Source organism: Streptomyces synnematoformans (assembly GCF_039531005.1).
Classification (GTDB): Bacteria; Actinomycetota; Actinomycetes; order Streptomycetales; family Streptomycetaceae; genus Streptomyces; species Streptomyces synnematoformans.
In genome coordinates, this window is record NZ_BAAAPF010000040.1 from 14,574 (window position 1) to 33,438 (window position 18,865).

At 74.6% G+C, this 18,865-nt stretch carries 15 protein-coding genes; 8 read left to right on the forward strand and 7 right to left on the reverse strand.

Annotation, left to right across the window (positions count from 1 at the left end; all coding sequences use genetic code 11):
- Positions 1-57: 57 nt before the first annotated feature.
- From ABD317_RS09910 to ABD317_RS09920, 3 genes are all read right to left on the reverse strand, one after another.
- Positions 58-954 (reverse strand): DUF3152 domain-containing protein, encoded by an 897-nt coding sequence (locus ABD317_RS09910; protein WP_344289422.1) that lies wholly within the window; start codon positions 952-954, stop codon positions 58-60.
- A 17-nt stretch (positions 955-971) separates the two neighbouring features.
- Entirely contained in the window at positions 972-1,613 is a 642-nt protein-coding gene (locus tag ABD317_RS09915; protein ID WP_344289434.1) for a superoxide dismutase family protein, read from the reverse strand.
- A 145-nt stretch (positions 1,614-1,758) separates the two neighbouring features.
- Positions 1,759-2,352: an Rv1352/Rv1906c domain-containing protein gene (locus ABD317_RS09920; RefSeq protein WP_027756644.1), complete on the reverse strand. Its 594-nt coding sequence runs from the start codon at positions 2,350-2,352 to the stop codon at positions 1,759-1,761.
- Between the two features lie 768 nt (positions 2,353-3,120).
- On the opposite strand from ABD317_RS09920, the gene ABD317_RS09925 reads away from it, so the two are divergent.
- Complete coding sequence (locus tag ABD317_RS09925) at positions 3,121-4,146, forward strand: squalene/phytoene synthase family protein (protein ID WP_027756643.1); 1,026 nt, start codon at positions 3,121-3,123, stop codon at positions 4,144-4,146.
- 77 nt (positions 4,147-4,223) lie between these two features.
- On the opposite strand, the gene ABD317_RS09930 is transcribed toward ABD317_RS09925, so the two are convergent.
- On the reverse strand, positions 4,224-4,613 hold the full coding sequence (locus ABD317_RS09930) for an SH3 domain-containing protein (protein ID WP_027756642.1): 390 nt from the start codon (positions 4,611-4,613) through the stop codon (positions 4,224-4,226).
- Between the two features lie 285 nt (positions 4,614-4,898).
- On the opposite strand from ABD317_RS09930, the gene ABD317_RS09935 reads away from it, so the two are divergent.
- The gene (locus ABD317_RS09935; protein WP_027756641.1) at positions 4,899-5,351 is read left to right on the forward strand and encodes a DUF1801 domain-containing protein; all 453 of its coding nucleotides are present in this window, start codon (positions 4,899-4,901) and stop codon (positions 5,349-5,351) included.
- Positions 5,352-5,430: 79 nt separating this feature from the next.
- On the opposite strand, the gene ABD317_RS09940 is transcribed toward ABD317_RS09935, so the two are convergent.
- Positions 5,431-8,244 carry an ATP-binding protein gene (locus ABD317_RS09940; protein WP_344289424.1) on the reverse strand — a complete coding sequence of 938 codons (2,814 nt, stop codon included), beginning with the start codon at positions 8,242-8,244 and terminating at the stop codon, positions 5,431-5,433.
- A 163-nt stretch (positions 8,245-8,407) separates the two neighbouring features.
- Here ABD317_RS09940 and ABD317_RS09945 point away from each other — a divergent pair, with 163 nt between their 5' ends.
- Positions 8,408-8,908 carry a pyridoxamine 5'-phosphate oxidase family protein gene (locus tag ABD317_RS09945; RefSeq protein WP_344289425.1) on the forward strand — a complete coding sequence of 167 codons (501 nt, stop codon included), beginning with the start codon at positions 8,408-8,410 and terminating at the stop codon, positions 8,906-8,908.
- A gap of 212 nt (positions 8,909-9,120) precedes the next feature.
- Here the strand turns inward: ABD317_RS09945 and ABD317_RS09950 are convergent, their stop codons facing one another.
- Positions 9,121-9,411: a DUF6059 family protein gene (locus tag ABD317_RS09950; RefSeq protein ID WP_051438620.1), complete on the reverse strand. Its 291-nt coding sequence runs from the start codon at positions 9,409-9,411 to the stop codon at positions 9,121-9,123.
- A gap of 420 nt (positions 9,412-9,831) precedes the next feature.
- Between ABD317_RS09950 and ABD317_RS09955 the strand changes: the two genes are divergently transcribed.
- From ABD317_RS09955 to ABD317_RS09970, 4 genes are all read left to right on the forward strand, one after another.
- Positions 9,832-12,546 carry a helix-turn-helix transcriptional regulator gene (locus ABD317_RS09955; RefSeq protein WP_344289427.1) on the forward strand — a complete coding sequence of 905 codons (2,715 nt, stop codon included), beginning with the start codon at positions 9,832-9,834 and terminating at the stop codon, positions 12,544-12,546.
- 174 nt (positions 12,547-12,720) lie between these two features.
- Positions 12,721-13,512: a thioesterase II family protein gene (locus tag ABD317_RS09960; protein WP_344289428.1), complete on the forward strand. Its 792-nt coding sequence runs from the start codon at positions 12,721-12,723 to the stop codon at positions 13,510-13,512.
- A gap of 29 nt (positions 13,513-13,541) precedes the next feature.
- On the forward strand, positions 13,542-13,769 hold the full coding sequence (locus ABD317_RS09965; RefSeq protein ID WP_027756637.1) for an acyl carrier protein: 228 nt from the start codon (positions 13,542-13,544) through the stop codon (positions 13,767-13,769).
- Positions 13,766-14,683, forward strand: a complete 918-nt coding sequence (locus ABD317_RS09970) for a 2-oxo acid dehydrogenase subunit E2 (RefSeq protein WP_344289429.1) — start codon at positions 13,766-13,768, stop codon at positions 14,681-14,683. The genes ABD317_RS09965 and ABD317_RS09970 overlap by 4 nt, the downstream gene beginning before the upstream one ends.
- Positions 14,684-14,804: 121 nt before the next feature.
- Here ABD317_RS09970 and ABD317_RS09975 read toward each other — a convergent pair whose 3' ends face one another.
- Positions 14,805-18,551, reverse strand: a complete 3,747-nt coding sequence (locus ABD317_RS09975) for an SDR family NAD(P)-dependent oxidoreductase (RefSeq protein ID WP_344289430.1) — start codon at positions 18,549-18,551, stop codon at positions 14,805-14,807.
- 18 nt (positions 18,552-18,569) lie between these two features.
- Between ABD317_RS09975 and ABD317_RS09980 the strand changes: the two genes are divergently transcribed.
- Positions 18,570-18,865: hypothetical protein (locus ABD317_RS09980; RefSeq protein ID WP_344289431.1), on the forward strand; the 296-nt coding region annotated here is incomplete at its 3' end.

Consider the following 18,865-nt stretch of genomic DNA (forward strand, 5'->3'; position numbering starts at 1 on the left):
CTGCGGCCGGGGGTGCGCCGAACGGGTGGGGGGGTCGCGGTCGCGGCGTGTGGCCGGTCAGCCTCTGTCGGGGTACGGCCACGGATTCGTCTCGCAGGTCGCCCCGCCGGAGCTGAGGGAGAGCGTCTGCTGCATCATGACGGGCGCGCGCGCCCCGTCTCGTGCGCAGTGGTCGTGCATGTGCCCCAGGCGGTGGCCCACCTCGTGGTTGATGAGCATCCGGCGGTAGCCGCGGATGTCGTCGCCGTAGGTGGTGGAGCCCTGGGCCCACCGGAAGGCGTTGATGAGCACGCGTTCAGTCATGCCCGAGTCGCACGAGACGTTGTCGATGGTGGTGTCGAAGCCCGACAGGGCGCACCAGTCCCCGGTGGTGCCGGGGCTGGCGAGGGTGACCGCGAAGTCGGCGGGACCGGTCGAGACGCGCTCGAAGGTCCGCGTCCCGTCGGCGCCCCAGCCCCGTTCGTCGTTGAGGGTGTCCTGTACGGCCCGGGTGAACATCCGGCCGTCCAGGGGCACGTCGTCCTCGACGTCGACGCGGTAGCGCACCACCCGGCCGTCGCCCGGGGCCGGGTCGCGGCCGGGCACGGTCTCGAACGTGCCGGGGCCCCGCAGGTCGGCGGCGACCGGGTACGTCGCGGCCATCCGGCGCCGGTACATCAGGTCGCCGAGGGAGGGGACGTCCGCCGAGCCGCCGATGGCGAAGCCGGAGCTGTGCCGCAGTCCGGATGCCGGTGCGCGGTAGGGCACATGGAACCCGGAGGTCTGCCGCTCCGCCGGGACCGGCGGGGGCCTGGCGTCGTCGGCGGTGTCCTGCGGCACGTGGTCGCGCAGGGCGTCGGGGACGAGGTTCGGGGGGAGCGCGAGGAGCCAGACCACCACCCCGGCGGCGCCGAGGAGCGCGAGCGCCACCGCGGTCGCCGCGCGGCGCGTCGACGAGCGGGTGCGACCGGTCAACCCTGACCACCCTCCCGCTACGCGAACGGCACCGACAGGCACGCCACTCGCGCGCCCGCCGTGCCGGCCGCGCCCGGGTGCGTCATCGTGGCGTGCTCGTGGACGACGACCGACCGCGCCGCGCCGGCCCGGAACCGCCAGTCCTGCCGCGCCGTGACGTGGGCGCTGCCGCGGCGGTCGGTGGTGAAGTCCAGCCACACCTCGTTCTCGGGGTTGGCATACTCCGGGTCGACGGACGGCTGCACGGGGTCGGGCCGGTTCTGGTAGTGCGGCCCCGCGGCTTCCGGATCGGGGCCGCACGGCGCGGTGTGGACGTGTGCCCCGTAGGTGCGGTCGGGCGGCAGGCCGGTGAGGCCGAGCCGGACGGTGGTCCCGCCGTGCCGGGCCACCTCCACGACGGCGATGCCCGCACCGGCGGGCACCAGCGCCGTGTCGTACGTCAGCCCGTCACCCGGCTCGGCGTCCTCCGGCGGCAGGAAGTACGCCTCGCGTGCGACGACGTCGGGGCCGTCGTCCTGTGCGGTCGCGCCCGGGCCGGGACCGGCCGCGCCGGCCGTCGCCAGCAGCGCGGCCGTCACGGGTGCGGCGGTCAGCGCCGCCCAGGCGCGGCGCCGGGCCACCGCCTTCGCCCTTCTCGCCGCTCGCGCCACCGTCCGCATCGTCACCACTTCCCGCCTCCGCTCCACGCGCGGTGCACGTACGCCTCCACACTGGCCGCGAGGCCGCCGGCAGTCGCGGCGTACGCGCGTGGCGTCCGGGTGACGCGGAGGCAGCGGGCGCCGGGCAGGGCCGCGCGGGCCGCGGCTACTTGCCGCGGTGCGGGCCGGCGGGGTCGCTGCGGTTCCAGGTCTGGCAGCCGCTGTTCCGGACGTACTCGCCGTCGTGCACCGTGATGTGCGCCGGGCCGCGGCTGGAGCCGCTGATGATGGGGACCAGCTCGCCGCCGTTGTCGGCCAGGCGCGCCCACTCGCAGCCGGCGGGGTCGCCGTTCGAGCCCTGCGTCGTGTACGTGCCGGGGGCGATCGCGCCGCCGACGAAGTGCGTGCCGTCGTCGAACGACGTGCCGAGCCGGTGGTGGCCGGCGGCGGGCCGGCGCGGCGGGTGGTGCTCGCCGCCGGAGCCGGCCGGCGGCCGTCCGCCGTCCTTCGCCGACTCCTGCGCCTGCCGCTGGGCGGCGGCCTTCTTCTCCTGCGGCTGCTTCCCGGGCTGGGCGTCCTGCGCGGCCTCGTCCCGTACGGACGGCTTGGCGTCGCTGGCCGGGTCGGGTCCGCCGGTCGTGACCATGGCGGCCACCACCCCCGAGGCCACCATGACGGCGCACGCCGCTCCGATCGCCCAGCGGTTGCCCAGGAACCGCTGCACCAGCGGCAGGTCAAGGAATTTCGTGAGTTTCTTCATGGCCCCATCGCTCGCATGCGCATAGTGGTTGATTAGTTACATAACCTACTTTTCGCATGCCGCGTTCACGCTCTTTGCCCGGCCGCGCCACGGCGCGCGTCACCGCATTGGCCGAGGACTCCGTGCGGCACCCACCGGCGTCGGCGCTCTCTGCCCACGGAGGGGGGTCAAGCCCGGCGGATGCCGCACGGAGGGCTTCACCCCGGCTCGGCGGGCGCGGCCGCGACTGCGGCCGCGGTGGGTATGCAGGGCATGGGGCCTCCAGGAGCGGTGCCGGGCACGCCGTCCGGGCGTATCGGCGCGGGGCTTGCTGCTGGTTCGAGGAAAGCGGGGAATCCGGCGCGGTGCACGTCCACGCCCCGCCTCGGCCGGCCGGTGGACGGCGCGTGTCGGCGCAGCTCAGAGTCGATGCGCGGGCGGCCGTACGGCTTCCGGCGGAGGTGGCCCGTACGGGTGAACCGGCTCCGCCGGACGGACGGCGGGCAGCGAGGGCCGCGGATCCCGGCGGCGGCGCAGTCAGGGGCGCGGGGGTGCCGCGGGGGCGCTTTAGCGCACACACCCTCACTTTCAGTGTTCGTTCGGATGCCAAAGGCAATCATCGGGTGGTCCAGCGGTGCGCCCATCGCCCCGATCGACACACCGTCCCCCGCACTCCGCCCGGGCTCTGTCCCTGTCCCCGGCGGGAACCTTCGGAGGTGCCCCTGGTGGAATTCACCGACACGCCCCCGCACGCGGCCGGCAGGGCCTCGGCGGAAGCGGGGGTGCGGCATGTTCGCCCATGAGCTGACCGCCGCGGGGCTGCGCGGCACGCACGCCGAGGCCGCGTACGCGGCCTGCGGGCGGTACCTGCGGCGCCACAACTCCGCGGCCTTTCCCGTGGCCCGCTTCCTCCTCCCGCCCGGCAAGCGCCCGCACTACGACGCGATGCTCGCGTTCTGCGGGTACGCGGACGACGTGCTCGGCACCACCGAGCAGAGCCTCCGCGACCGCGGGGAGCGGTTCGACGCGCTCCGGCACGAGACGCTGCGCCGCATCGACACCGGTGCCGCCACGACCGCCGGCACCGGCGCCGGGCCGGTGACCGCGGAGGCGGTGCAGATCTGCCGGGCGCTGGCCCACACGGTCCGTGCCTGGGACATGGACCCGGAGGGCATCCGGCGCTTTCTGCGCACGCTGCGCACGGACCTGGACACCTCCTCGTACCCGACGTTCGAGGACCTGGAGCTGTACATGCGCTCCGTCAGCGGGGACATGAGCATCTGGGTCAACACGCTCCTCGAGCCCGTGGACGAGGAGGCCACGGTGAAGGCGATCGCCCTGGGCTACGGCGTCCACGTGCTGGACTTCCTCCACGACATCGCGGAGGACGCGGCACTCGGCCGCGTCTACCTACCCCTCGCCGATCTCAGGCGGCACGGGCTGAGCCGCGACGACCTCGTCGCCGCGGCCGCCCGGCGGCGCATGACCGCGCCGCTGAAGAGGGTCGTCCGCTTCGAGGCCGACCGCGTCCGGCGCTTCTTCCGGCTGGCGGAAGGCTGGCACCGCCAGGTCCACCCGTCCGGCCAGGAACTGCCGCGGCAGTATCTGGAGCTGGGCCGTACGGTGCTGGCCGAGCTGACCCGCGACGACTACGACGTCTTCCGCCGGCGCCGCAGCACCCGGCTGCTGTGCAGGGCGCGCGCCGGCGGCACCACGGCCCGCTCGTACCTGCGCACGCTCCGCCACCGCCGAGCGCACCCCCGCCGTGTCCCCCGCTCTCCCGGGCAGGGCGCGGGCGGGGACGGTCCGGCCTGAGGGGCCGCCGCGCCCCACGCGAACGCCCGGCCGGTGGAACCGGCCGGGCGCGGCGGCGGGGGTGGGCCGCGGCGGGGTCACCGACGGCAGAAGGGAATCTGGTCCAGGTTCACCACGTAGCGGGCGGACATGTAGCCGTGGCCGCCACCGCGCACCGGAACGCGGTACCACCGGTTGTTGCCCAGCACGTTCTGTCCGATCACCTTGCACTGGATGCGGACGATCGATCCCGATTTCACCCAGCCGAGGATGTCGCTGCGCGTCGTCGGCTCGGCCCGCTTGTAGACGCTGCTGTTGCCGAGCACCTTGCCCCGGTACGGGTAGGCGCGCTGGGCGTCGGCGACCGGCGCCGCCTCCGCCTTCCGCCCCTCGGAATCGGCGGCGGCGAGCGAGGGCGTCGCGGTGAGCGCGCCCAGGGTCAGGGCGGCGGTTGCCACCATTCCGGCAGCGGCCTTTCGGATCGACATCGGGGATCTCCTTTCGCGGTGCAGCGCACCAGAGCGGGGAGGGACGTGAGAACCGTAGGAGAAGCCGGTGGCGCCATTGCCGCATTGCGGACAGACACACCCAACTGCCCCCCGTCCAGCCCAATCCGGTTGGTGCGCCCATCGCGGAGACGTGCGTCCGTGGTGGTTTCCGTGGTCGGCACGGAGGCGTTCCGCAACCCCGCGGGCGAGTCTGTGATCACGGCGACCGGGCCCGGCGGAGGACCGGGCGGTCGGACCGAGAGGGCAGGAAGGGCAGGAGTGGTCATGGGGAGCAGCGAGACCGGCGCGTACGAGGGGTTCTCGGCCGAGGAGCGGGCCGCGATGAAGGAGTACGCCCGGGAGCAGAAGAAGGCGGCGCGCCGCGGTTCGCGGGCGGACAAGGCGGCGGAGGCGCTGCGTGACGTACTCGCGAAGATCGCGGAGATGCAGGACTCGGACCGGGTCATGGCCGAGCGCGTCCACGCGGTGGTCACGGCCACGGCTCCGGAGCTGGCCCCGAAGACCTGGTACGGCATGCCCGCGTACGCCCGGGACGGCAAGGTGGTCTGCTTCTTCCAGAGCGCGGGGAAGTTCAACGCGCGCTACGCGACGCTCGGGTTCAGCGACCTGGCGAACCTGGACGAGGGCACGATGTGGCCGGCGGGGTTCGCCCTGACCGAGGTGACGGAGGAGGTGGAGGCGCGGATCGCCGCGCTGGTGAAGCAGGCGGTCAGCTGACGGGAGCGGCGGCTCGCACAGCGGGGCCGGGCGCTGCGGGGGCAACCTCCCGGGGACCGTCGCGCTCGCCGCGCCCCGGCTATGCGCGCGGCGGCCGTCCGGCGGCCTCGGGCGTCAGGCCGAGGACGGTGAGCGCGGCGTCGGCCGCGACGACGTGCTCGCCGAGGGCGAGGAGCACCGTACGCGCCTGCTGGTACGGGCTGCCCGCCGCGCCGAACGCGGCCGCGATGGCCGGCAGCCGCGACGGGTCGCCGTCGCACAGAGCCTCGGCGCGGTCCACCTGGGCGACGGCGGCCGGGTTCCCGGCGACGACGGCGCGGGCGGCGGCGATCCGCTCCCGGGCGGCCGGGTGGCCGGCGAGCACCGCCACCACCGCGCGCAGCGCGACGTACCAGTGCAGCCAGACCCAGCACACCCACTTCCACACCTCGTCCGGACCGGGCGCGACCCGCTCCAGCGCCGCCCGCGCGTCGCCGCGGTGGAGCAGGACGGTGGCGTCGAAGACCGCGCCGTAGCCGTGCCGGTGCTCGGCCGTCGTGTCCGCCCGGCCGACGACGGCGAGCCAGTCCGCCCGGGCGTCGTCGTCGCCGCGCAGCCCGTGGATCATCGCCACCGACGCGGCCGCGGCGCCGAGGGACAGCGACTGCTGCCCGCCGCTCTGCTCGAAGGAGTCGCGGAACCGCACGGCGTGGGCGAGGGTCTCGTCGGCGCGGCCGGCGAGGCCGTCCGCGACGAGCAGCCACGCGGTGGCGTGGTGGCCGGCCTCGGCGAGCAGCGGGTGGTCGGCGAGCTGCCGGCCCTGGCGGCGGGCCCGGTCCAGTTCGCCGGCGCCGACCGCGGTGCCGGCAGCCATGGCGAGGGCGTCCATCCGCTCGTGGGTGACGGCGGGGGTGGGCGGCAGGTGCGCCAGGAGTTCGGTCCGGCGGCGGGTCGCGGCGGCGGCGGCGAACGCGTCGCCGGCCCAGCTGAGGGCGCCGGACAGCGCGTCGAGGGCGGCGGATTCGGTCACCGGGTCGGGTGCGCGCCGGGCCAGTTCGACGGCGCGTTCGACGCGCTCGATCGTCCTCGGCGCCTCGTTGTCCGCGTCTCCCTGCACCGCGCCGTACGCGTCGGTGACCACCGCCGCGTCGGCCAGCGCCACCGCGGCCGTGGCGCGCGGGTCGTCGCCGGCCAGTTCGCGGGCCCGGGCGAGCACGGCCGTGACCTCGGCGGCGGTGGGGAGGCGGGTGAAGGAGGTGGAGAAGCGGGCGGCGACGGTGTCGGCCTCGGCGAGGCCGCCGACGGCGCCGCCGTTGTCGCCGGCCCGGTGGGCGGCGTCGGCGGCGGCGCGGTGCAGGCGGTACATGTCGTCGCCGAGCCGCCGCAGACCGGCGACCGCCGCGGCGTGCCGCAGCGCCTCGCCGGCGGCCTCCTCGGCGTCGGCGAGGGCGGCGACCTGCTCGTACCGCTGCTGGGCCTCGCCGAGCAGGTTGCGGGTGAGGGCCAGCCCGGCCAGCGACCGGGCGAGCCGGTGGGCTGCCGCGCGCCGCTCCGGCTGCTCGGCGGCCCAGCCGAGCGCGACGCGCATGTCCTCGGCGAAGTCGTCGAACCGGGCGCGCCAGTCAGGGCCGCCGGCGTCGGCCAGCGCGGCGCCGGCGGCCGTGCACCAGCCGAGGTGGCGGGCCCGTACGTCGGTCAGCTCACCGGCGGCGGCGAGGCGCTCCGCGCCGTACTGGCGGATGGTCTCCAGCGCCTGGTAACGGGTGCCGGTCGCGGCGGGGGTGACGGCGAGGAGGCTCTGCTCGGCGAGCCGGCCGAGGCCGTCCGCGACGGCGGAGACGTCCTCCGGGGCGAAGCCGGCGACCTCGGCGGCCGCGGCCGCGGTGAACGGCGCGACGAAGACCGACACCCGCCGCAGCAGCGCCTGGTCCCGCGGCTGCAGCAGGTCGTGGCTCCAGTCCAGCACCGCACGCACCGAGCGGTGGCGGTCGTCGGCGCGGGCGCCGCCGCTGAGGATCTGGAGCTGGTCGCCGAGGCCGGCGGCCAGCCCGTCCAGGCCGAGTGTGGACCAGCGCGCCGCCGCCAGTTCGATCGCCAGCGCCATGCCGTCGAGCCGTTCGCAGACGGCCACGACGCCCTCGCTCGCCCCCGGTCCCGGCGGGAAGCCGACCGCCGCGGCGCGGTCCATGAACAGGGCCACGGCGTCCGACTCGTCGCCGCCGTCGCGCGACAGCGGCGGCACCGGGAAGGCGCGTTCGAAGGGCACCATGAGCCGGGCCCGGCTCGTCGCAAGCACCCGCAGCCGCGGGCAGGCCGCGAGTAGCCGCTCCAGGAACGGCGCCACTCCGTCGCGCACGTGCTCGCAGTTGTCGAGTACGAGGAGCGCGTCGTGGTCCGCGAAGGCGGCCGGCACGGCGTCGTCCACGTCGCGTCCGGGCTGCTCGCCGGCGCCCACGGCGGCGGCGACGGCGGCACCCACCCGCGCGGGGTCGGTGACCGGGACCAGGTCGGCGAACCACACCCCGTCGGGAAACTCGCCGACCGTGTCGCCGGCCACCGCCAGCGCGAGCCGCGTCTTGCCCACCCCGCCGGGGCCGACCGCGGTCACCTGCCGGTGGGCCCGTACCGCCGCGGCCAGCTCGGCGCGCTCGCGCGTCCGGCCGACGAACGCCGTCAGCGGCGCGGGCAGCGCCGGCGCCGGGCCGGTCGCCTGACCGGTGCGGGCGGACGCGGCGGCGAGCCGGGCGAGGCCGCGCCGGTCGGGCAGGAGCAGTTTGCGCAGCAGCGAGGAGACGTGGGATTCGACGGTGCGTACGGAGATGAAGAGGCGCCCGGCGATCTCCGCGTTGCTCAGGTGCTCGCCGAGGAGCGCGAGCACTTCGGCTTCGCGGGCGGATACGGGCGGCGCGGACACCACCTCATTATCCGCGGTGCAATCCGTGGTCGGCACGGAGGCGGCACGGGGCCGGGCGGGACGAGGCTGTGGTGCGACGGCGGCCGGACCGGCGCGGACGCGCACGGACGCGCTGACACGGCCGACAGCGCCCTCGACGGGCCGCACGACGATTGGAGCGACCATGACCGCACTCCCGGACACCGACGGCGGCACCCCCGCCGCGGAGCAGAGCCCCGCCGGACCCCGTCCCCGTGCCCGGCGCCGCCGGGACACCGAGCACCGGCTCGCCCACGACGTCGACGTCTGGGTGGCCAGCTCCGCGCCGGACGGCACGCCCTACCTCGTACCGCTGTCGTTCTGGTGGGACGGCACCGCGCTGTGGGTGGCCACCCCGGCGGAGAGCCCGACCGGCAGGAACCTGGCCGCCACCGGCGCCGCGCGGCTGGCGCTGGGGCGGACGCGGGACGTCACGGTGATCGACGGCGCGGTCGAGGCCTTCAAGCTGGACGCGCTGCCCGCGGAGCACGGCGACCGGTTCGCCGCGCGCTCCGGCTTCGACCCGCGCGGCCTGGCCACCCGGTACCGCTGGTTCCGTATCACCCCGCGGCGGATCCAGGCCTGGCGCGAGGTGAACGAGCTGCGCGGTCGCGACCTGATGCGTGACGGCCGCTGGCTGGAGTGACGCCACGGGCGCCGCCGCCGCGCTGTGTCGCGCTTCACACCGCCCGGCGCGGGAGCGCGGAACAACCGGAGGATCCCTCCCGTTGACAGGAGTGTGGGTACGGAGGGAACAGAGTCCCCGGGCCTCACCTCCCGCCCGTGGGGAAGATCGTTCGGCTGAAGCCCCACGGAGCCTTTCGCCGCGAGGCGACCGCCCTCCGTATCCGCCCCTGATCAGCCCCGGCCGGATCCCCCCTCCGGCCGGGGCGGCCCGCTCCACGTGCCGTTGCCCTCCTCCTCGCCGATGGCGTCGGGGAGGGCGATGTCGTCCAACTGCCGCCGCAGGGCCTCCTCCTGCGCGGTCAGCGGCGTGTCGGGGCAGAGCCGCTCGGGGTGCCCCGGCGCGGGGCCTTCGGGAGGCGGCGGCATGTCGGGGGGCGGCAGCGGGATGAACAACCACACCCGGCCGAGGGCGACGAAGGCTTCCTGCAGCGCGCGCAGCAGCCAGGCAAGGGCAGCAACCATCCCGGCAGGGTGTTGCGCGGCGCCAAAGTCCCGCCAAAATCTCGCTGCGCCGCCCCCGTCCGGCGGGACCGCGCCCCCCGAGGGGTGGCGGCGGGCGCACCGCAACGGCTCGCACACTGTCCGGTACGCCCGCGCCTGACCCCGCGAGCGGGAGACAGCGGTCGTAGACAGATGCGATTGTCACAGGGGATGTATACTCCGCAGCACACAACAGGGCCAGGATGAATGATGCAAAACGGACCCAGGCATTATCTCAGCACCTGAGAAAACCCGGCCTTGCACAACCAAACCCAACCTGTGAAACTACTAAACGAATATGCGGTACGGCACTTCCCCTGCGTGCCGTGCAACCTGGACTTGCTCAGGTGCATTCCTGCACACGATGAGTGGACTGCACCAACGGGAGGTGAGTAATCCGGTATGGCTTTCGTCATCCGTGCGGCCGAATTCGAGGCACTGCGGTCTGCTTTTTCTCGCTGCCTCCACGGAATGTCGCGCACAATTCTGATCGAAGGCGGCGTGGGCTGCGGCAAGAGCGCGCTCCTGCACGCCGTCACCGAGCACGCGGCCGACATGGGCGCGACGGTCCTCAGCGCCCAGGGCAGAAGCGCGGCGGCGCGCCCGCCCATCTCCCTCTTCCAGCAGCTCGTCGCGCAGATGCCGGCCCCGCCGCCCGGCGAGGGCCCGCCCGGGGCCACGCCCGCGCTGCAGTTCAGCTCCGCGCTGCCGCACGTCGCGGAGAACGGCGCGGTGGTGATCAGCGTCGACGACGTGCAGGACATCCCCTGGTCCGAGCTGGACTTCCTGCTCCAGGCGGTCAGCTGGCACCGCAGCCGGCGCACCCTCGTCCTGCTCTCCCACTGCCCGCATCTGCACCATCGCGACCAGCCGGTGAAGACGGAGCTGCTGCGGCGGCCCAACGCCCAGCGCATCCACCTGCGCCCGCTGGACGAGCGGGGGGTGCGGGCGGCGGTCGCCACGCGCGTCAACCGCCCCCACGAGCAGTGGATCGAGCTGCTGCACCAGCTCAGCGGCGGCAGCCCGCTCCTGCTGCGCGCGCTCCTGGAGGACCTGCGCGAGGAGGACATGGAGGCGCGGCCCACCGGCACGGAGTCGTCGGCGGAGCTGGGGATGTACGGGCGTGCCGTAGTGTCCTGCCTCTACCGCAGCGGCGCCACCGCCGTGGAGCTGGGGCGGCTGATCTCCGTCCTGGGGGAATCCGCGTCGGCAGAGCTGCTGTCGGGTATGACCCGCATTTCCCCCGCCGTGCTGGACCAGCAGTTGGAGGCCCTGCGGGTCGCGGGTGTACTCGACGGTACGGCTTTCCGGCACGGGAGCGCTCCCCGGGAAATTCTTGCGGATCTCGGCACCCTGCAGCGCAACGAACTGCACCGGCGTGCGGCCATCGTCCAGAACAATGCGGGCAGTCCCACCACGGAAGTGGCGTGCCATCTGCTCGCCGCCCGTCACGCGGCGGAACCGTGGCAGCGGTCCGCGCTGCGGGACGCCGCGGAGACGGCCATAGGGCAGGAAAACATCCGGCTGGCCGTCAGGTATCTCGAACTGGCACTGGAAAACAGCCCGACCGGCCCGGATCGCATCGAGATATACCTGCGGCTGGCGCTCGTCACCCAGCGCATCAGCCCGGCCGCCACCGAAATCCGGCACCTGACCGCGTTGCTCAGCGCGTTCCATGCGGACAAAATGCCCAGCACGGCGTACGACGGGCTCGCGGATCTACTCTTCAGCTACGGCAAGGTCCAGGAGGCGTTCGACGTTCTGCAGCGGCAGGGCACCGAGTGGAGCGCCGCCGACGTCCGTGCCGGCGACCACCCGAGCATCGCGTGGCTGTGGGCCTGGTACAGCCGTCACTCGGGCGAGCACGGGGACGACGGGCCGGCGGCGGGGCTTCCGCGCCCCGACGAGGCGGGCGCGCAGAACCCGCACGCGACGGCGACGTCCCTGTTCCAGACCTTCGAGGGGTCGTTCCTGTCCGGCGAACGGGCGGACTGGGCCGCCGCGGCCGAGAACCTGCTGGAGGTCTCGACGCTCTCCGATTCCACCGTCTGGTCGCTGACCTGCGCCATCAAGGCGCTGATCATCGCCGACCGGCTGGAGGCCGCCTGGCAGTGGTGCGAGTGGCTGGTCAAGGAGTCGGCGAGCCGCGATGCACCGGGCTGGCAGGCCATCTTCTCGCTGCAGCAGGCCATGGTCGGGCTGCGGCAGGGGAAGATCGCGGCGAGCACGGAGTGCATCCGGCTCGTGGAGAGCGTCATCACCGAGCGCAGCACGGGCTACGCGTGTGCGGCGGAGACCGTGCTCGCCGCCCTGTACATGGAGACGGGGCGTTACGACGAGGTGGCGCGGGTCTTCGCCAAGCCGATTCCGCCGGCGTGGGAGAAGAGCGTCTACTGGCTCAGCTACCTGTGTATCCGCGGCTGCTTCCACCTCGCCACGAACCGGCCGCACTCGGCGCTCTCCGATTTCCTGCGCATCGGGAAGGTCGCCGAACGCGCCCTCGTCGACCACCCCACGCTGGTGCCCTGGCGGCTCTACGTGGCCCAGGCCTGGCTGCACCTGGGTGACAAGAAAATGTCTGCCCGCACGCTCGCCGAGCACATCGAGCGTGCCCCGGGCCACGGCGGCCGCGATCACGCCATGATGCTGCGACTGCAGGCGCAGCTGGCGCCGCCGCACAAACGTCCGGGTCTGCTGTTCCGGGCCATAGACGAACTCCTCGCCACCGGCGACCGACTGGAGCAGGCGCGTACGCTGCACGAACTCGCCGTGGTGCTGCACGGGCTCGGTCACGGGTCCTGGGCCGCACGGGCGCAGGCGGCGGCCGCGCACATCGCCCGGCACTGCCTGCCCGACCAGGCGGCGCGGGCTCCGGCGCCGGCGCCGGAGCGGACGGGGAGGTCCGCGCCGGACGCGCCGGGCGGCCAGAAGCTGCTGACCCGGGCGGAACACCGGGTCGCCGCGCTGGTGGCGAAGGGGCTGACCAACCGTCAGGTCGCCGGCAAGCTGCACATCACCGTGAGCACCGTCGAGCAGCACCTCACCCGCATCTACCAGAAGCTCGGCATCTCCCAGCGCGCCGACATAGGCAAGCGGCTGAAGAGCCTGCCGACCTGACAGGCTTCCCGTACGGGTGCGCGTCCACTCCCCCGCGCCGGCGCTCCCTTTAGCTGCTCTTTGTCGGACCTCAACCGCCCCCGGTAGCGTCGGCGATGACAAACGAGTCGGAGTGCTCAAGGTGCGCTTTCCACCGTGTGCCGCCCGCTCGCACCCGGGAGAGCGCGGGAAGGCATGGCCACGGTGCCCATACAGACCCCGTTCGACGACACGTGGCTGCGCCGCTTCGGCGCGGCCCCGCAGGCGGACGTCCGGCTTGTCTGCCTGCCCCACGCGGGCGGCGCGGCAAGCACGTTCTTCCCGCTGCAGCGGGAACTGCCGCCTTCGGTCGAGATCGTGGCCGTGCAGTACCCGGGCCGGCAGGACCGCCGCCAGGAGCAGCCGCTGCGCGACATCCACACCCTCGCGGACCGGCTGGCGTCCGTGCTGGAGCCGCTGACCGACCTGCCGCTGGTCCTCTTCGGGCACAGCATGGGCGCGGTCGTCGGCTTCGAGACCGCCGCCCGGCTGGAGCGGGGCGGCACGAACCCGCCCATCGGCCTGGTCGCCTCGGGCCGGCACTCGCCGGCGACGCCGCGCGTCGAGACCGTGCACCAGCGCGACGACGACGGGCTCATCGCCGAGATCACCGCGCTGAGCGGCACCGATCCGCAGATCCTGGCCGACCCGGACATGCGGGCGATGATCCTGCCGGCACTGCGGGCCGACTACACCGCGGTGGAGACGTACGGCTACGACCGGAGCTTCGTGCTGCGCTGCCCGGTCAGCGTCTTCACCGGCACCGCGGACCCGCGGGTGACCGAGCACGAGGCGGCGGCCTGGGAGCCGCTGACCTCCGGCGCCTTCCGTATCGAGCGGTTCCCCGGCGGCCACTTCTACCTCGAAGGTGCGGAGCGGGCCGTCGCCACCGCCCTCATGCGCGACGTCCGGGCGTTCTCGGCCACGGCCGCGACGACGCCCCGTTGACCCACCCTCCGAAAGGCAGTGACGGCTTCATGACGACCATCGACGATCTTGTGGTGCTGATCCGGGACGAACTGGGGCTGCCGGTGTCCGTCGAGGACGCCGACCGGCCTCTGGACGAGATCGCCGGCTGGGACTCGGTGCACCTGCTCTGGCTGACGGCGGCGCTGGAGCGCCGCACCGGCCGCAGCGTGTCGCTGCCCGACCTGCTGGAGGCCGGCAGCCTCAACGGCATCCACAAGGCGGCGGTCGCGGCGTGAGCGTCACCCGCTTCCCCGCCGAGCGCCGCCACACGCTCTACCACTGCGACGAGATACGGGCCGCGGCGCCGGTCTTCCTCGACACCGAGGTGGACATGAGCCGGGTGCAGGAGCACCGGGCGGAGGCCCGGCGCGACGGCCGCCGGTACTCGGTCGTCTCGTACGTCCTCCGGGCGTCCGGCAGCGTGCTGGCCCGGCACCCCGAGGCCAACGCGGCCATCCGCGGCCGGCTTCGTCCCAAGGTCGCGCGCTACGCGACCGTCGGCGGCAAGGTGACGCTGGACAAGACTCTGGGCGGACGTCGCGTGGTGCTCTCGTCCGTCGTGCCGGGGCTGGAACAGGCGAGCCTGGATGACGTGCAGAAGCACGTGGACCGGCTGCGCGACGGAGACCCCGCGTCGATGCCGGAGTTCGAGGCGGTCCGCAAGCTGCACCGGCTGCCCGTGCCCGTGGGCCGCGCCCTGTTCCGGCTGGCGACGCGGTCGTTCGCGAGCCGCCCGGAGCTGAGGGGCACCGTCGCCGTCACCTCGCTGGGCCACCGCGCGGTGGACGGCTTCCATTCGGTCGGCGGCACGACCGTCACCCTGGGCCTCGGGCGGATCGTGGACCGTCCGGTCGTCAGGGACGGCGCCGTCGTCGTGGCGCCGGTGATGCGCCTGTGCCTCGCCTTCGACCACCGGGTGATCGACGGGGCGGAGGCGGCCGACGTGCTGTCCGAGCTGAAGGACTTCCTGGAGGCGTACGCACCGGAAGCGGCCCCCGAGACGGCGGACGCCGGGGAGACCGGCGCCGGGGAGACCGGCGGGGAGACGGCCGTCGCCGACCGGTCCGCCGAGGAGCCGGTTGCGCAGGAGCAGACCGTGCACGAGGCGGTCGACGTCCGCGACCCGGCCTCGCCCGCGCCGGGCCCCTGACCCTCTCCGCGCTTCAGCCGGTCCGCCGCCCCGGCTCCCGCTCCGCCGGCCCGCGTACTCCCGTCGCGGGCCGGCGGCTGTTTGTCCGATGCGGTCCACCGGCCCGGCCGGGCGCGGGAGTTCAGTCCCGGCCCAGCTCCCGGTCGATCATCGCGAACATCTCCTCGTCGCTCGCCACGTCCAGTGCGCCGCCGGGCTCGGCGGCCGTGGGGCCGCTCTCCTCGGCCGCCGCGGCCGGACGCACGTCCTCCAGCTGCCACAGCAGGGCCTTCAGCCGCTTGGCGAGCCTCGCCTGCTCCTGCTCGTCGAGCGTGCCCGCGGCCAGCATGTCCTCCAGCTCGCCGAGGCTCCCCGCCCCGGCGTGCGCCTGATCCGCCGCGGCCGAGGCGCCCGGCAGTTCGCCGTCGAGCAGCTCGGCGAGGGCCTCCGCGGTCGGGTTGTCGAAGACGGCGGTGGCCGGCAGCCGCAGGCCGGTCGCGGCGTTCAGCCGGTTGCGCAGCTCCACGGCGGCCAGCGAGTCGAAACCGATGGTCTTGAACGCGGCGTCGCGCGGCACGGAGGTGGCCGAGCCGTGGCCGAGCACCGCGGCGGCGTGCGTACGTACCAGCTTCACCAGCGCCTCGGCCCGCTCCGCCGCCGGCAGCTCCGTCAGCCGCGCCCCCGACCCGGACCCGCCGGCCGCGGTCGCGCCGTCCGCCGCGGCCGTGCGCCGCGCCGGCTTCACGACCCGCCGGAGCACCGCCGGCACCGGCACGCCCTCCTCGGCGCGCGTGCTCAGCCGCGCCGGCGCCCCGGCGGCGTCGCCCAGCGCCATGGCCTCGTCCAGCAGCGCCAGGCCCTCGGCGGTGGCCAGCGGCAGGATGCCCGTACGGCTCAGCCGGGCCACGTCCGCGTCGCTCAGGTGGCCGGACAGCTCACTCTCCTCGGCCCAGTAGCCCCAGGCGAGCGAGACCGCCGGGTGGCCGAGCGCGAGCCGGCGCTGCGCCAGCCCGTCCAGCCAGGCGTTGGCGGCGGCGTAGTTGCCCTGGCCGGCCGTGCCGAGGGTGCCGGCGATGGACGAGAACAGCACGAAGCCGCTCAGGTCGAGGCCGCGGGTCAGCTCGTCCAGGTGCGCGACCGCGTCGACCTTGGGCGCGAGCACCCGGTCGACGGCGGCGGCGTCGAGCGTCTCGACGGTGCCGTCGGCGGTCACGCCCGCGGCGTGCACGACGGCGGTGAGCGGGTGCTCCGCCGGTACGCCGGCCAGGAGCCGTACGACGTCCTCGCGCTGTGACACGTCGCATGCGGCGATGGTCGCCTCGGCCCCGAGGCCGGCCAGCTCGGCCCGCAGCGCCGCGGCCCCGGGCGCGGCCATCCCGCGGCGGCTGGTCAGCAGCAGGTGCCGCACGCCGTGGACGGTCGCCAGATGGCGCGCGACCTGCGCGCCCAGCGCGCCCGTACCGCCGGTGACCAGCACCGTGCCGGCCGGGTCCGGCGGCGCCGGCACAGTCAGCACGATCTTGCCGACGTGCCGGGCCTGGCTCATGAAGCGGTACGCCTCCGGCGCGCGCCGCACGTCCCAGGTGCGCAGCGGCAGCGGGGTCAGCACCTCCGACTCCAGCAGCGCGACGATCTCGGCGAGCATCTCGCGGATCCGGTCCGGGCCCGCCTCCATCAGGTCGAACGCCCGGTACCCGACCCCCGGGTTGCTCCGGGTGACGTCGGCGGCGTCGCGGATGTCGGTCTTCCCCATCTCCACGAACCGCCCGCCCGCGGTGAGCAGCCCCAGCGAGGCGTCCACGAACTCCCGGGCCAGCGAGTTGAGGACGACGTCCATGCCGGCGCCGCCGGACGCGCGCCGGAACCGCTCGACGAAGTCGAGGTCGCGCGAGGAGGCGATCCGCTCCGCCGGCACCCCCAGCTCGCGCAGCAGCCCCTGCTTCGGCGGGCTGGCGGTGGCGTACACCTCCGCGCCCCAGTGCCGCGCCAGTTGCACGGCCGCCATGCCGACGCCGCCGGTGGCGGCGTGCACGAGCACCGCGTCGCCCTTCCCGAGCCGGCCCAGGTCACGCAGGCCGTAGTACGCGGTGAGGAAGACGACGGGCACGGCCGCGGCCTGCGCGAACGTCCAGCCCGTAGGCATCGGGGCCAGCATGCGCCGGTCGGCGACCGCGAGCGGCCCGAAGGAGTGCGGGAGCAGGCCCAGCACGCGGTCGCCGGGCGCGAGGTCCGTTACACCGGGGCCCACCTCGGTGACGACGCCGGCGCCCTCGCTGCCCATGATCTGCTCGCCCGGATACATGCCGAGCGCCATGAGCACGTCGCGGAAGTTGAGCCCGGCGGCGCGTACGGACACGCGCACCGTGCCGGGCGCGAGCGGCTCCACCGCCTCGGTGGCCGGCCGCAGTTGCAGGGACTCGAGGGTCCCGGGCCTGGCGGTGTCCAGCCGCCAGGCACTCGCGCCGGCGGGCGGAGTCAGCGGCGGGTCGTCGCGGAGGTGGGTGAGGTGGGGGGTGTGCGGGGTGCCGTGGTGGAGGGCGAGTTGGGGGGTGTCCGTCGTGAGGGTGTGGGCGAGGGCGTGCGGGAGGTGGGTGCGGGTGTCGGGGTGGTCGTCGGTGTCGACGAGGTGGATACGGCCCGGGTGCTCGGCCTGCGCGGAGCGCGCCAGGCCCCACAGCGCGGTGTGCGCGGGATCGGTCGTGGGGTCGGCGTCGGCGGGCAGGGCATGGGCGTGGCGGGTGAGGAGGATCAGGGGGACGTCGGCCAGGCGGGGTTCGGTGAGGTACTGCTGCAGGAGGGTGAGGAGGTCGTGTACGGCCTGATGGGCGGCGGTGGGGGTGGGGTCGCCGCCGGGGGCGGGGGCGTAGACGACGGCGGTGGGCGGGTCGTCGGTGGCCAGGAGGTCGGCCAGGTGCGGGTGGTGCCGGGCGGCACTGTCCGGGACGGGCGCGACGGGGCCGAGAGTCGCCCAGCCGGCGAGGTCTGCTGCGTCAGCCGGGGGAAGGTCCCCCGCGGACCAGCGCAGGGCGTAGAGGTGGTCGGGGATGCCGGTCGGCCGGTCTCCCACGGGGAGGGTGCGCAGGGTCAGCTCGCCGACCTCGGCGACGAGACCGCCTTCCGCGTCGTACAGGGTGATCTCGACGGTGTCGGGGCCGAGGGCGACGGCTTTGACGCGCAGGCGGGCGGCCGCGGTGGCGTGCAGCGCAACCTTCGCCCACGAGAACGGCACGCGGATTCCGGCGTCGGGGCCGTCCGGGGCTTCGAGCGTGTCGATGAGGAGGGTGTGCAGGGCGGCGTCGAGGAGGGCGGGGTGGAGGCCGAAGGCATCCGCCCTGTGGTCGCCGGTGTGCTCCTCGGGCAGCACCACCTCCGCGTAGCGCGTCGTCCCGTCTTGCCATAGTGCGGTCAGACCCCGGAAGCCGGAACCGTAGTCGTAACCGCGCTCGGCCAGCCGGTCGTAGGCGTCGGCCAGATCCACGGCCGTGGCGTCCGCGGGCGGCCAGGCGCCCTGCCACACCCCGCCGGCTGTGTCTTCGGAGGTGACGGTGGCGGTGACGCGGCCGGTGGCGTGCCGGATGAACGCACGGTCCGGGTCGTCGTCGGGGCGGGCATGCACGCTGACCGTACGAGCCGTCCCCTCGCCTTCCGGGGGGTCGACGGTGACCTGGACCTGCACACCCCCGCTCTCGGGGAGCTCCAACGGTGCTTCGAGGGTGAGGTCGTCAAGGACGGGGCAGCCCGCCTCGTCACCGGCCCGCAGCGCCATCTCCACCAACGCCGCCCCCGGCACCAACACCCGGCCCCGGATCCGATGCCCGACCAGCCACCCATCCCCCGCACGGGACACACGACCCGTCAACACCACCGCACCCGACGACGCCACCGTCACCGCCGCACCCAGCAAACCGTGCCCGAACGCACCCAGGCCCAGACCCGCCGGATCACCCCCGGCAACAGAACCAGACAACCAATAACGCCGCCGCTGGAACGCATACGTCGGCAACGCAACCCGCCGACCACCAACACCGGCGAACACCGCACGCCAATCCACCCGCACACCCGCCGCAAACGCAGCACCCACACCGGACACCAACACACCGGCCGCACGGGAGGTTGCCACGTCGTTCGGTTCCTCGTCACGCGGTGCGCGGGAGAGGGCAATCCAGTTGATGGGCTCGTCGGGGAGGCATTCCTGCCCCATGG

Bases quoted from the DNA above. Each gene is read 5' to 3' on its own strand.
- ABD317_RS09915 (WP_344289434.1), bottom strand. From the start codon at position 1,613: ATGCGGACGGTGGCGCGAGCGGCGAGAAGGGCGAAGGCGGTGGCCCGG.
- ABD317_RS09920 (WP_027756644.1), bottom strand. From the start codon at position 2,352: ATGAAGAAACTCACGAAATTCCTTGACCTGCCGCTGGTGCAGCGGTTC.
- ABD317_RS09925 (WP_027756643.1), top strand. From the start codon at position 3,121: ATGTTCGCCCATGAGCTGACCGCCGCGGGGCTGCGCGGCACGCACGCC.
- ABD317_RS09930 (WP_027756642.1), bottom strand. From the start codon at position 4,613: ATGTCGATCCGAAAGGCCGCTGCCGGAATGGTGGCAACCGCCGCCCTG.
- ABD317_RS09935 (WP_027756641.1), top strand. From the start codon at position 4,899: ATGGGGAGCAGCGAGACCGGCGCGTACGAGGGGTTCTCGGCCGAGGAG.
- ABD317_RS09945 (WP_344289425.1), top strand. From the start codon at position 8,408: ATGACCGCACTCCCGGACACCGACGGCGGCACCCCCGCCGCGGAGCAG.
- ABD317_RS09950 (WP_051438620.1), bottom strand. From the start codon at position 9,411: ATGGTTGCTGCCCTTGCCTGGCTGCTGCGCGCGCTGCAGGAAGCCTTC.
- ABD317_RS09955 (WP_344289427.1), top strand. From the start codon at position 9,832: ATGGCTTTCGTCATCCGTGCGGCCGAATTCGAGGCACTGCGGTCTGCT.
- ABD317_RS09960 (WP_344289428.1), top strand. From the start codon at position 12,721: ATGGCCACGGTGCCCATACAGACCCCGTTCGACGACACGTGGCTGCGC.
- ABD317_RS09965 (WP_027756637.1), top strand. From the start codon at position 13,542: ATGACGACCATCGACGATCTTGTGGTGCTGATCCGGGACGAACTGGGG.